A 14,429-nucleotide genomic window follows, 5' to 3' on the forward strand; every position below is an offset into this window, starting at 1 on the left:
TTTTTTCATTAATGGCACTTATCTGTGATGAATATCACACAACGTGAAATCTGTTGCATAAATCAAACTATATAGTGATCTAGGTTCAAGGCAATAGATGATTAAAAGCATATCATCTACCCATAAATCAGTAGATCATAATGCTGACAACGTAGTAGACGGTGTTAATTGCTTGTAAAGTTTTACTTTGCAATATTAATCACCTGTGAATTTTGTTTTACGAAGTATCGATTTTTAAAGCGCATAAACGGACAGTAACTGTAATCTAATTAAGAAGGTTCTCATGTCAAACAATACTCGTATCGAAGAAGACCTGTTAGGTAAAAAAGAAGTTCCAGCTGATGCCTATTATGGTGTTCATACTCTGCGTGCGATTGAAAACTTTTATATCAGCGACCGCACCATTAACGATGTCCCAGAATTTATTCGTGGCATGGTTATGGTTAAAAAAGCGGCGGCTTTAGCCAACAAAGAACAGCACACTATTCCACGTAATATCGCGGATACCATCATCAAAGCGTGTGACGTTGTTCTAAATGAAGGCAAATGCATGGACCAATTCCCGGTTGACGTATTCCAAGGTGGTGCGGGCACATCACTGAACATGAATACCAACGAGGTTCTAGCAAACATCGGTCTTGAACTGATGGGCCATAAAAAAGGTGAGTATGAATTCTTAAACCCAAATGACCACCTAAACAAAAGTCAATCCACTAACGATGCATACCCTACAGGGTTCCGTATCGCAGTGTATAATTCTATATTGAAGTTAATTGAGTCTGTTGAATACCTGAAAAAAGGCTTTGAAGCTAAAGCGGAAGAATACAAAGACATTCTGAAAATGGGACGTACCCAGCTGCAGGATGCCGTTCCAATGACTGTCGGCCAAGAATTCCATGCTTTCGCTACTCTCTTAAAAGAAGAAGAGAAAAACTTAAAACGCAGCATTGAATTACTGCTCGAAGTTAACTTAGGCGCAACTGCTATTGGTACAGGCCTGAATACGGCACCTGGTTACTCAGAACTTGCAGTTAAAAAATTAGCAGAAGTGACTGGTTTACCATGCGTTCCAGCAGAAGACTTAATCGAAGCAACCTCTGACTGTGGTGCTTACATCACTGTTCATGCAGGCTTAAAACGTTTAGCGATGAAACTGTCTAAAATTTGTAACGACTTACGTCTGCTATCTTCAGGTCCGCGTGCTGGCCTTAAAGAAATCAACTTACCTGAGTTACAAGCTGGTTCTTCTATCATGCCAGCAAAAGTTAACCCTGTTATTCCTGAAGTCGTCAACCAAGCATGTTTCAAAGTTATTGGTAATGATATCTGTGTAACGATGGCTGCTGAAGCAGGTCAATTACAATTAAACGTAATGGAACCAGCGATTGGCCAAGCGATGTTCGAGTCTATCTCACTGATGAGCAACGCATGTCGTAATCTGCAAGAAAAATGCATTAGCGGCATTACTGTGAACAAAGAAATCTGTGAAGCATTTGTGTTTAACTCCATCGGTATCGTCACTTATCTGAACCCATTCATTGGTCACCATAATGGTGATATCGTAGGTAAAATCTGTGCTGAAACGGGTAAGAGCGTACGCGAAGTTGTTTTAGAACGCGGTTTACTGACTGAAGCAGAACTGGATGATATTTTCTCTGTTGAGAACTTAAAACACCCAGCTTATAAAGCAAAACGCTTTGATGACTAAAAATTTATGTTTATCATAAATAATACTTAAAAATAAAGGCACGCCTCTCAACAGAAAGCGTGCCTTTTTTGATTAATACACACACAAATAATTAACATAACAGTTTCATAATTTTAATTTTCATTTTGTCGAGGAGTAAACACTATGTTAGCCGTAGAATTTATTATTGTTCTGCTGGCCATCTTTTTGGGGGCCCGTTTAGGTGGGATAGGTATCGGCTTTGCCGGTGGCCTTGGTGTACTGGTACTCGCAGCTATTGGCGTAAAACCAGGAACCATTCCATTTGACGTTATCTCAATCATCATGGCTGTTATTGCCGCTATCTCTGCAATGCAAATTGCTGGAGGTCTGGACTATTTAGTCGCCCAAACCGAAAAATTACTGCGTCGTAATCCTAAGTACATCACCATTCTTGCACCTATTGTTACCTACTTTCTGACACTTTTCGCAGGGACAGGTAATATCTCATTAGCAACACTGCCTGTTATTGCAGAAGTCGCTAAAGAACAAGGTGTAAAACCTTGTCGTCCATTATCGACTGCGGTCGTTGCAGCACAGATAGGTATTACAGCATCACCAATTTCTGCGGCAGTGGTTTACATGGCATCCGTCATGGAAAACCCAGCAATGGTGGGTGCAGGTAACACAGTCAGCTATATCTCACTTCTGAGTGTTCTATTACCTGCGACATTCCTTGCTATCATTTTGATGTCGTTCATCATCTCTTGGACGTTTAACTCTAAATTATCTGATGACCCTATCTACCAAAAACGTTTAGCGGAAGGTTTAGTTGAACTGCGCGGTAGCCAAGTTAAAGAAATCAAAGCGGGCGCTAAGTCTTCTGTACTGCTGTTCTTGCTTGGGGTTGTTGGCGTTGTCTGCTATGCCATCATTAACAGCCCAAGTTTAGGGATTGTTGAAACACCATTAATGAACACCACAAATGCGATTTTGATTATCATGCTGACTGTGGCGACATTAATCACTATTTTCTGCCGTGTAAATACTGATGCTATCTTGAACTCAAGTACCTTTAAAGCAGGTATGAGTGCATGTATTTGTATTTTAGGTGTGGCTTGGTTAGGTGATACATTCGTACAACACAACATTGACTGGATCAAAGAAACTGCGGGGGATTTAATTCATGAACATTCTTGGATGTTAGCGGTTATTTTCTTCTTCTGCTCCGCTTTACTATACTCACAAGCCGCAACAGCGAAGGCTCTAATGCCAATGGCATTAGCGCTGAATGTTAGCCCATTAACTGCTATCGCATCATTCTCTGCGGTTTCTGGTCTATTTATTCTGCCTACCTACCCAACACTGGTTGCTGCAGTACAGATGGATGACACAGGGACAACGCGTATTGGCCGATTCGTCTTTAACCATCCATTCTTTATTCCAGGCACTATCGCTGTCGCATTAGCTGTTTCATTCGGCTTCTTATTTGGCGGTATGATCCTATAGTTTATATTAGTTACAATTAATCTTATGCAGGCCCGTGCGAATAGCACGGGTTTTCTATACCTACCTATAACATATTATTTTTGTTATCTTATATAAAATCACGTAAGCAATTATAAAAATACAATAATCATTTAGATAAAAACTCAAACCATATCTTAAAAAGATATATTTAAAATATATTGAATTTAATTATGCATAAATCAGAGATAAAAATTTTTCTAACAATATAAGTATATTAATACTCTACATATAAGTGTAACAAACAATGACTATAAGCATGTAATAACAAGCCACCTCATTTATTTTATCAAAACCATCAATAAAAATATAACTCCAAAAAAAAAGAAAAACAAAAGAAAATCAAAATAAAAAACCAATAGTTTAATTAAAAAAAGACAATTAAACCAAAAAAACATTTCAACCACACGGATTGAGGGTATCAAAGATAGAAATCATCTATCAAAAATTTAAAATCAATCCGCCATAAATATTGGTAATAATTAACTCACCCTTGTTTAATAATACCCGAAAAACCTGATAATGATCATTTAATTAATTAAGTGATACGAATTAAATATCAAGAAAGTTTAATAACAAGATAATTTATTTTAGCAAAATTTATCTATTTGGAGGAGGCATGCTAAATACTCAACGAAGTGAAAATACAAATGTAACCGTTTATATTGGAACCTTTTTAAAGCACCGCAGAAAAGTGGTTGGTTTAACTGGTGCACAATTAGCTTCTCGCTTAAGAATCAGCCAGCAGCAAGTTTCCCGCTATGAAAGAGGTAAAAATGCCATTACTATCCAAGGTCTTTTGGACATTTTACAAGCTCTCGAATTGCGAAAACATGACATCGATGACTTTATGAATAAAGTCTTTCAGTTTTACTATATCGATGCGGCATTAGAAGCTAAATTGATCAATTAAAGTCTGATATAAACCCATGAAGTTCGTTCCAGGGGGGTTCTTCCCCCTCCTGTGTGCTTTAAACTACTCACTTTTGAATCCCATTCAATTTCTTATTTGGTTTTATCCCCCCCCCCCTCAGAAACGGCGACTCATGATAGCACTGCAAACCGCTATAATTCACAATTGAACATTGTTATGATGGAGAAAAATCAGACATTATTGTGATGGAGTTAACAATGCCTATCCAACGTGAAATTATTTTGAGCCATGCGTTAAATCAACTGGAAATCCAAGGTTTATCCGCATCCACAGAAAATTTACTCAGTGAAATTGAATCTGATTTCTCTACAATTCGGCAGTTCTGGCCAGACGATGAAGCTCTTGTTTATGATTGTTTGCGCTATCATAGCCAACAAATTGAAGTATGGCAGCGCCAAACCTTGCTAGATGAATCCCTAAGCCCGCAACAAAAATTAATGGCCCGTTACCAACAATTGTCTGAAAAAGTCAGTGAAGGGCGTTTTCCTGGCTGTTTGTTTATTTCTGCTTGTAATTATTACCCTGACTCACAGCACCCAATCCATCAGCTCAGTCGTTTACAGAAAGACAATTCCTTTAACTTCACCAAAGACCTGTTAGATGAATTGGATATTGAAGACTCTGAACTAGTCGCTAACCAAATGGAATTAGTGCTTGAAGGCTGTTTAAACCGCTTATTAGTACAAAGGGACATTCAAGATGTTGATATTGCACAACACCTTTCAGAGGACATCCTAACAATCGCACTGTGCCGTAAAAAAGGAGCGTTAAGCTAAAAAACTAATTAACGCATACTAAACGCACACTTTTTGTTGAAAAAGAAAACACTCAGTAAAAAAAAGTGTTTTTTTATTAAAAATGCATTGACGCAAACGGCTGAATACGGTTTAATGCGCCCCGTTGCCCGGATAGCTCAGTCGGTAGAGCAGGGGATTGAAAATCCCCGTGTCCTTGGTTCGATTCCGAGTCCGGGCACCACTATTTAAAGAACCCGCCCAAAAGGCGGGTTTTTGCTTTTGTATTTCCAAATACTCATACTTAGCCAACTAGGCTAAAAGCACGGAATGGCCTTTACTCTCCTCTAAACACCTATTTCTCTATACTCTCTGTTTGCAATCTATGAGTAATAAGCCTATATACAGAATATAGATATAAAAATAACCATAAGCCAAAGTTCATTGACTTGACTTATACCAAATAATTAGAATGTAACTAGAAAAAGCCAAACGCTAAGGTTTATAACTAGATTATTATTCTCACCCTTTTCTCAATTTATCCATTAAACGGCTCTCGCTCACTCTTATTACGTGTATTTACTGGCCTGTTGTCTCATTTAAGAACCTAAAAATAAGTTTTTATATTAATAATTATTCAAATAAACCACTAAAAAACCATAATATCATTTTTTATTCCCATCTATTGAGCTAAAAAAATAATCAAATACAATATTAAACAATAAATAATAATAATTTGTAATGAGAATGTAACCAAGCCTTAATGCAATAAAGCCAACTAAACCTTACCGAGCAATTCACAATCAATGCTTAACATACTGTTAAACAACAAAAATAGTTCTCTAAAATAAAAAGAAAATAACTATAATGTTTAAAATAAGACTCTGCATATGAACCTGAAATAAATGACTTAATATTATTTTTAATTAAGGAATACCTTATATTCTAAAATTTTATTTTTGCCATAATTTACTCTTAAAGATAAAAATAGTTTTATGAATCAATGATACTAGGGTCAAGTTTCCACATGAAAAAGAAAAAAGATACAACTTATTATATCAGCCAGCTAGTTGGTAAATGCTTACAAGAATACCGACAAGAGTTAGGTATTAGCGGTGAGAGGATTGCGAAAGAGCTAGGTATTAGCCAACAGCAATTATCTCGTTATGAACGAGGTGAGAATGCATTAACCGTAGATGTATTATTTAAATTTATTCTTATACTCGGTATTAACTTTCCAGATTTTTACCATAGGCTATTCTATATCGTTAGCCATCATCCTAAACTTTCACACCATATCACTAATTTAAATGGTTTTGGTTGGGAATTAGATGATTTGAAAGACTATTACAATTCAGCAATTGTCTAACCTTTGGCATAAAGAAATATTGTTTAATTTGTTTATTTTATATTATTATGAAAATTATGGAGTTTGCCTATAATCGATGAGAACAGCACTATGCCTACCCCTTCTCCGACTGCATTTTCAAGGATAACTCGCACATCAGGACGCACGAACAGCATACTCACTGTCGCCTTCCCTCTGTTGTTTATCCTAATAGCAACATTATTTTGGAGCGCAGAACGCATTGTCCAACAAGAAACTAAGCGGTTAGAAGTCGATTTTAGGTCACTAATAGGTTATATCAATGAGCAAGAGAAATTTTTAAGATCGCTAAATAAGCAAAACCAAGACCTATCAGAGCTAGTTGAAAGCCGAACTTATGCAATACAAGAGCAATCACTACCAACCAAACTATCATTACACCTACTCGAAGGCAAAGAGTCTTTAGTCGCAATGCCATTCACGCTAGCTTGTGATAAAAGTTTAGAATGCACCAAAGTGCCCAGCATATTATTTTCTCTGGGGGCTTATTTAGCTGATTATTATTCCACGTTTTGGGGGGGATCCTATTTCCCAGCCGCGGCTGTATTTTTTGTCAATGAGCACGACCAAATTAGTATTAGTGTGCCTTCTGTTGGCACTGTGTTAGGAAATGAATCCATATCTCCAAATTTATATTATTCCGTTATTGATAACGTCAGGAAAAATTTACCTGCTATCCATGCTCAGTTTTCAGAATCGCAACCGGCTGACTTAAAACAAATTATTTGGCTACGTCCAGTGCCTTTTGATAATATTCTCATCGGGATTATTCCAGCCGGTTTTGATGAACATTTATGGCAAAATGCTCATATTTCCCCTAAAAATATTTATGCGGTCAGTATGTTAAGCCAAGCTAGGTTAAGTGTGCTGGAACGAATGTTAAACCCCACACTCACACATCAATTTTGGCTAATTCATACAAAATATGGTCAGTTACTTGGAACAACCCAAGCGCCTGAGGAAGAAGCATTAGAAGGTATTTTTTATACCAAGGATGGCCTAGTTCTTAAGCTTTCATCTAAAACTGACGAATGGACGGGGTATTATAGAATTAGTTATGCTGCTTTTTTTGAAGACAACCTGTGGTTTCCTATCAGCTTAGTTATTGCACTTTTCTTTAGTTTATTTTGTGGGTGGGGATACCACCGCTGGTACCAACGAAAAATTTTACAACCCGCAATAGACTCCCAACAAGCCATCTTAGAAAATGAAGCATTTAACCAAGCACTTATCGCAACAACACCTATCGGATTATGTGTAATAGATAAAGAAACCCAGCAGTTACGCTTCGCGAATGAGTTAGCTCGTTACTGGCTAAAAATAACCAATACAGCGCCCCCCCGCGACTCAAATGAATATAATGAATTACTCACCAAGGTTCTTTCTGACACAGAACACGTTAAAACAACTTTAAAATCAGGGGAGCATGTCCTCTATGTTGTGAGTACAGCAACTTATTACCAACAGCGTCCTGTTATTTTATGCGCATTTACTGATATTACCATCCAAGCAGAAACTGAAAAACAACTTGATGATGCTAAACGGCTTGCAGAAGAAGCTAACCGAGCTAAATCGACATTTTTAGCAACAATGAGCCATGAAATACGAACCCCACTTTATGGCCTAATCGGCACGTTAGAATTACTCGCAAATACCTCTCTTTCACCTCAACAAGCTCATTTTATTGAGAGAATATCAACAACGTCCCAATTACTTATGCAATTAATTGGCGATATTTTAGATATTAGCAAAATAGAAGCTAATCAAATTCAAATCCATAATCAGCCATTTGATTTATTAGAATTAGTACAACAAACTGTTCAATTATATCAAGGTATTGCTCAGCAAAAAGGGTTACTCCTATTTGCTATTATTGACCCAAGTGTACAAGCAAATAGAATTGGTGACTCTGCTCGACTGCAACAAATCTTAGGTAATTTACTCAGTAATGCAATTAAATTTACCCACAGGGGTATGGTTACTATTGAACTTAAAAGAAGTAATAATAATATATTAATACGTGTCAGTGATACCGGTGTTGGAATTAGTCCTGAACAACAAATAAAATTATTTGAGCCATTTTATCAAGCTCATTCAGAAATTCATGCCTATGGCGGTACTGGCTTAGGCCTATTTATTTGCTCTAAACTTATTAAATTGATGGATGGGCAAATAAGCTTACAAAGTGAAACTGGGGTTGGTAGCTCGTTTCTCGTGACACTACCTTTAGCACTCGATATACAGCAACCACATTGGTTACCACTGAAAAATACCAATATTTGGTTACAAACCCCAAACCCATTATTGACTGAAAATATAACACAATGGCTAAAACGTTGGGGAGCTAATGTTTATTTCACAGAAAATAGCCTCCCCATAGATACCTCATCCGTTATTGCTGTCGGCATCTTAATTCCATCGTTTCCTCTGCCGACGCATTGGGATGGACAACAATGGGTAAGCCCTGAGATGAATTTTCGACTATCCGAATTAAATCAGCAGTTATTCTTACTACAAAATAATAAAGAACAGTTACCCCTTATTTGTCCAACATCTCGTATACAAACTCATATGCATAAATATCCGCTTCGCGTTTTAATTGCTGAAGATAACCCCATTAACCAAGTTGTTCTACAAGAGCAGCTTGAATTACTCGGTTGTAAGGTATTTATTGCCAATGATGGTGAAGAAGCGTTGGTAATTTGGGATAACGAAATTGTCGATATCATCCTTACAGACGTTAATATGCCCTATCGTAATGGTTATGAACTCGCACAACAGCTACGCAGTGAAGGTGAAACATGTCCGATTATTGGTGTTACTGCGAATGGATTAAAAGAAGAAGAAGAGCGATGCCTAGAATCTGGAATGGATTCATGGCTTGTAAAACCTATAGAGCTAGAAACCTTAATTCAATTATTCAACCGTTTATTCCCGATTTACTCCTCCTCAACTTTAGAAACGGCCTCCCTAAAAATGATTAACCCACTAAATGGAGAGGATAGAGAAAAAATTATTCATCATTTTATTACCGATATTGCTCAATTTTGCCGAGCTGTCGAAGATAATAATACTGATGAAATAAAGCAGTTATCCCACCGTATCCGTGGCGCATTAATTAGTGTTGAACAACGTGAATTAGCTAATGAGCTTCGGGAGTTTGAGGCATCATTAGATTCACAGGCATCAACACACATTGATACTCAGGTTAACCAGAATATCTGCAATCAATTAGCTAATTGGATAAAAAAAATCAGTCAAATAAATGGTGTGTAAGGCAATAACTGATTAACGCTTGATTATTATCAACACCCAATTTACGCATTGCTGCATTTTTCTGTAAGCTGATAGTTTTATCACTGCGGTTTAATTGCTTTGCAATATCAACAATAGGTTTTCCTTGAACAAAAAGGCGCAATACCTCAAGTTCACGAGGTGATAATGTCTTTACCCTATCATTTAATGTTACCGCATTACGGCTTTTTAATGTCGTTGTCATATCTGCAACAGGAACACGATATTGGCGGCCTTGCCCCGCTAATGTGATAGCCTTCATCAGGTCGCTTAATGGTGCCTCTTTTGACACCACCGCGCTCACCCCCGAATCATATAACATTTGTATAATCATTGGGTTAGAAACCATCGTTAATACAATCACAGCAATATTTGGGTATTGACGACGTAAAAATTGAATATAATTCTGGCCATCGCTAGATTGGGTATTATTAGGCATCATATAATCAGTTACGATCACATCAACCTCATTTTTTTTCAAGAAAGAAAATAGTTCAGCATCCTGAGTGTAGGCACCTAAAATTTCTAAATTCATTGATTGAGAAAGTGTATCTTTCAAACCTGAAAGCACAATGGGATGATCATCAACTAATACTAATTTGAGTTTTTTCATTTAATGATACTCAGCATCAGAATATGTATATTCAATATAACACCATAAAAAAATGTCAATTAACACTCTTAATATGAAACAACAACTCGAACTGTTTTAGAAAACGGACCTGAAGCGATGGTGCTGCCTGCAATCTTGCTTAATGTCGCAGTAAAAGGGACACTAATCGGTGATTGTGGCATGATTTCACCAATACTGTAACTTTCATTATAGTTAATATCAGTTGAATTACGGGTTAATAGCGTTTGTAATCCATTACCCATATCAAGATATTTTCCGCCTAGCACCGTATTATTATTGGGTTCAAAACGAACTGATATATTCAGTCCTGTTTCGCAGTCTTGTGGCACTGACATACCTAAATTAAAAGTTCGGCTAACCACATCTCCCGCATTCATTTGTTTAGGTGAAATCGTATCAAAGTTTACACTTCCCCCATTAGAAGCTGTGATATTCACCGCTGGCGCAGGGCAGAGTAAGGTTAAGTTACCTTTAATTCGCACATAAGTTGGTCCGCCTAAATCCTTACCTAAATAATCCACATGAGTTCCTAATAAAAATAACCCAGTATCAAAAGGTTTAAGAGCATTAGCCCCCTTGTAAACATAGAAGTTATACATAAAAGCAATATTACGTGTAATTCCTGTCTCTGGTTGACTCCAATACCCTAAATAAATATTCGGAACAGTTGGGTTGGTTATCGTTACTGGATTAGGAGATGAAATTGCATTTTGTTGTGTCACACTGACACCACTATTAATCAACAATGTTTTAATTGCACTTGGCATTGTATTCTTAAAGTAAACTGCATTAGCTGTGCTTGATGAACCAGTAAACTCACATCTCACTGATACATATGAGCTCATTGCTGATGTCAATAAGGTACCATTTGCAATTGAAGTACTACTATTTGTAATATCAAAGGTTAATTCTTGTTCTATAGATGTAGCTCCGGAACTCGGTACACAATTATTAACAGCAGCTACTGATTGAAAACTTAGCAAAAATAAAAATAATATAGCGAATGCATTTATTTTTTTCAAAATTAACATAACTTACCTCTTATCCTTTTCATTTGACAAGGAACAAGTTGTATTACATGTATATTTCAATAAGTTTGGTGTTCCATAATCATCAATATAAGTCACAATCATTTTTGGTGATTTCACTTGTTTATCTGATAGTAAATATGTTGCATTGCTATTTGGCTTCACGACAATTTCTTTAAAATCAGGAACTTTAGATTCATTATCATTAACATTAATCACAACAATGTGATAGGGAGTCGGGTTAGTTAATTTTAATGACTTTCCCACTTTCTCCACTTTCAACTCTTTTTGCCAATCATTATTAGGGTATTTTTTCAATTCACTCGGACGATAAAATAATTTAAAACGTGATTGAATGACAATTTCAACTGCATTTTCTAACTTAGTTTTCGGTGGAATGCCCAAGACATTAAAGTAAAATAATGACTCTTGGTTGTTCGGTATTTTCACATCATTTTTTGATAAACTAATTCTAACTTGCTTCTTTTGATTCGCTTCAACACGTTGTAATAAAGGCAAAGCAATCAGTGGTTCTGAAATTTTTTCGCCATTTTCATTCTCGATCCATGATTGAACTAAATAAGGATCTTTTTTATCAATATTTTCAATCACAACGCTAACACCTTTACTTGCTTCATCATAAATAACGCGAGTACGGTCAACAGAAATTGATGCATGTGTGTATGTGCTAATTAAAATTAAAGCACTCATTATTAATTTAAGTTTTTTCATAATTTTCTATTCTTTATTACAGGTTATGTTTTTACTGGTTAAATGACTTTGTTTACCTAGTATAATTCTGCATGACTGGTCACCACTCCATTTAACTATTAATTGTTGATCTGGCTGGAAGCCCGTTAAATAAACTTGCCCTTCCTCTGCAATCATTCCCAATACATTTTTATTATCGGAGCCATAAACTAAAGCACCAAATGGAGGCGTACTGCCGTCAGGGAATTTAATTGTGACTAACGCTTTTTCACCCACTAATGTATTGAGTTTTGAATAACCAACCGCACCATCAGTTAAATTTGATTCAATCACACTGTCATCAATGCTGACATTGTCTGGTACATTATTAAGATCAACATACTGGGTCGACCTATAATAGGTTGGAACATTACTAATTGCGGCTAAACCAAACCCATTCGTGACTGATTCATTTTTATTAATTGATACCCCTTTCGCCTTATCTGTATCAATAACCATACGAGCTTGGTTATCATAAACTCGTCGGTGTAAGACTGGCCCTTGGCTGGTAATGGTCAAAGAGCCGTCTAGAGAACCACTTAATGTATGGTAGTCTTCACCATACGACCCCGTTAGTTGTGCAGTACCATATTGCGTGTCACGATAAACGGATGCGTTCATTGCCGCATTTTCAAAAAAGTCTTTACTTGATAAACCTAAACTAACGTTATTATCATTAATTTTAGAGTTGTAATTAATATTACTATTATATTTCTTATCAATATCATTATAAGAACTAAAATATTGAATCCGTGAATTTCTTTCACCACCAAATGGGACGCTTAACGAAAGGTATGCTTGCTTAGAGCGTTTACCTTTTACGTAGCTACTTTCACCAATTGATAATGATAAAATCGCATTATTTATAAAACTTGTGTTTATTGTTTTATTAAATGATAAATTAAGAGTATTGTTATTTTTTGATTCTTTCCAATAACTTTCCCGAGAGTAACTTAAACTTATATCAGCCTGTAAATCAGGGAGTTGTTGTGTAAAAGAAGTCGTAAATACATTTTTCTGCCGATAATGTGGCGTTAACGGAGTTTCTTTTAAGCTAATATAGTCATTCACTGACATAAAGCCTTCGTTAGAAAACTGATACCCTGTTAAATCCAGTCTACTCGAATTTGAAAAACGTTTTGCATAATTAATACGGTAACTTTCACCAGTATGTAAAGCGACATCCTGTAGTTGGTTTCTCGACTGTGTAATATCAAAAGATATTGCACCAAAGCGTTCCATATTTACCCCAACACCCGCATTATAGGCATGGTATTCATCATTAGAGGTTGCGAAAACACCACCAAAAATAGACAAATTGTTGAGGATCCCCCAAGAAGCTTCACTTGATATAAAATCATCATTAATGTTTTTATATCCCATTGGGTCTAACCGACCTGCATTTAGTTTATATTGCACCATGCCTGGGCGTGTTAAAAATGGAATATTAGTCGAGGATACTTGGTACTCACGTATAGAGCCGTCTTCCTCTGTAATTTTAACATCAAGAGCCCCCGATAAAGAGGAACTTAAATTATCAATTGAAAAAGGCCCTGGTGCCACTTTCATTTGATTCAAAATACGTCCATTTTGCGATATAGTAACCGTCGCATTACTTGTCGCGGTTCCAGTAACACTCGGTGCATAGCCTCTTAGAGAAGCTGGTAACATGTTCTCATCAGTAAAGACACTAACACCGTTAAAACGTACAGAATCAAATACATTACTTACTGTATAATATTTACCCGCAAAAAATTTTGCAGATAAACTAGGTAAATCTGTAAATAAATAAGTTTGTACCCATTTAAAATTATCATTTTTATTATCATTAAAGTCTTTTTGGTATTGATAATTACTACGGACACGCCAACGCCCTACATTCGCACCAACAGAACCGAATGAGCTAAAATTATTAATGTCTCGAGTATTCTTATATTTAATATAGTTTTCAACAAAGTTGTAATCCAAGACGAGCGCATTAACCCCAACTTCCCGCTGCATAGGCGGAACCCAATTGTCATCAGAATACTGAAAGTAAGCTTGAGGTATTGAAAGCATTAACTCTTGCTTTTCATCATCGAATCTAGCCTGAATGTTTTTATCCTGTGATGCAAGGTCATAACACTGACCATTTTCCCATGTAGGCACTTCTTTAATAAAATCTTCTTTTAATCCAATAACTTCCACTAAGCCTTTAGAAATACAAGGTTGTATATTTTCATCTTTTCTTAAAAAATTTATTTGATCAAAATAATTAATTCTTCGACCATTTACCGATACATTAGAAAAATAAGAACCTTCACTAATTTTATTTTTCTCAAATGCACTTAAATCGATATTAGTATTACCCAAAATAGATAATGCGTCTTCATTAAATTGAACAGAATCCGCATTAACATAGTAAGTGTAAAACAATAAACTAGATACTAAACTAGTCACTATGTTTTTATTAAAATTGTTCTTTTTCATTAGCCG

Annotated in this window: 10 protein-coding genes and 1 tRNA gene; 7 read left to right on the forward strand and 4 right to left on the reverse strand. The window is 36.2% G+C overall.

Going from position 1 to position 14,429, the window contains the following annotated elements; all coding sequences use genetic code 11:
- Window positions 1-283 precede the first annotated feature (283 nt).
- The 7 genes from aspA (at window position 284) to PSF09_RS04365 (ending at window position 9,524) form a co-directional block, all read left to right on the forward strand.
- Complete coding sequence (aspA, locus tag PSF09_RS04335) at window positions 284-1,708, forward strand: aspartate ammonia-lyase (protein ID WP_004908081.1); 1,425 nt, start codon at window positions 284-286, stop codon at window positions 1,706-1,708.
- Between the two features lie 144 nt (window positions 1,709-1,852).
- Entirely contained in the window at window positions 1,853-3,175 is a 1,323-nt protein-coding gene (locus PSF09_RS04340; RefSeq protein ID WP_004258703.1) for an anaerobic C4-dicarboxylate transporter, read from the forward strand.
- A gap of 637 nt (window positions 3,176-3,812) precedes the next feature.
- Complete coding sequence (locus PSF09_RS04345; RefSeq protein WP_210838873.1) at window positions 3,813-4,106, forward strand: helix-turn-helix domain-containing protein; 294 nt, start codon at window positions 3,813-3,815, stop codon at window positions 4,104-4,106.
- A gap of 224 nt (window positions 4,107-4,330) precedes the next feature.
- Window positions 4,331-4,903, forward strand: a complete 573-nt coding sequence (gene dicD / locus PSF09_RS04350) for a division control transcriptional repressor DicD (RefSeq protein WP_419182212.1) — start codon at window positions 4,331-4,333, stop codon at window positions 4,901-4,903.
- A gap of 126 nt (window positions 4,904-5,029) precedes the next feature.
- Window positions 5,030-5,105, forward strand: a tRNA-Phe gene (locus tag PSF09_RS04355).
- 783 nt (window positions 5,106-5,888) lie between these two features.
- Entirely contained in the window at window positions 5,889-6,230 is a 342-nt protein-coding gene (locus PSF09_RS04360; RefSeq protein WP_272664393.1) for a helix-turn-helix domain-containing protein, read from the forward strand.
- Between the two features lie 90 nt (window positions 6,231-6,320).
- Window positions 6,321-9,524 carry an ATP-binding protein gene (locus PSF09_RS04365; protein WP_272683535.1) on the forward strand — a complete coding sequence of 1,068 codons (3,204 nt, stop codon included), beginning with the start codon at window positions 6,321-6,323 and terminating at the stop codon, window positions 9,522-9,524.
- Here the strand turns inward: PSF09_RS04365 and PSF09_RS04370 are convergent.
- The 4 genes from PSF09_RS04370 to PSF09_RS04385 all read right to left on the reverse strand — a co-directional run bounded on the left by PSF09_RS04370 (window position 9,502) and on the right by PSF09_RS04385 (window position 14,423).
- Entirely contained in the window at window positions 9,502-10,155 is a 654-nt protein-coding gene (locus PSF09_RS04370) for a response regulator transcription factor (protein WP_206083458.1), read from the reverse strand. The two genes, PSF09_RS04365 and PSF09_RS04370, sit on opposite strands and share 23 nt — an antisense overlap.
- A 68-nt stretch (window positions 10,156-10,223) precedes the next feature.
- The gene (locus PSF09_RS04375) at window positions 10,224-11,207 is read right to left on the reverse strand and encodes a fimbrial protein (protein ID WP_210840181.1); all 984 of its coding nucleotides are present in this window, start codon (window positions 11,205-11,207) and stop codon (window positions 10,224-10,226) included.
- A gap of 3 nt (window positions 11,208-11,210) precedes the next feature.
- Window positions 11,211-11,936: a fimbrial biogenesis chaperone gene (locus PSF09_RS04380; RefSeq protein WP_109912634.1), complete on the reverse strand. Its 726-nt coding sequence runs from the start codon at window positions 11,934-11,936 to the stop codon at window positions 11,211-11,213.
- A gap of 6 nt (window positions 11,937-11,942) precedes the next feature.
- Complete coding sequence (locus PSF09_RS04385; RefSeq protein ID WP_272683536.1) at window positions 11,943-14,423, reverse strand: fimbria/pilus outer membrane usher protein; 2,481 nt, start codon at window positions 14,421-14,423, stop codon at window positions 11,943-11,945.
- Window positions 14,424-14,429: the final 6 nt, after the last annotated feature.

Origin of the sequence: Providencia sp. PROV141, assembly GCF_028481645.1 — a bacterium.
GTDB classification, from domain to species: Bacteria; Pseudomonadota; Gammaproteobacteria; order Enterobacterales; family Enterobacteriaceae; genus Providencia; species Providencia rettgeri.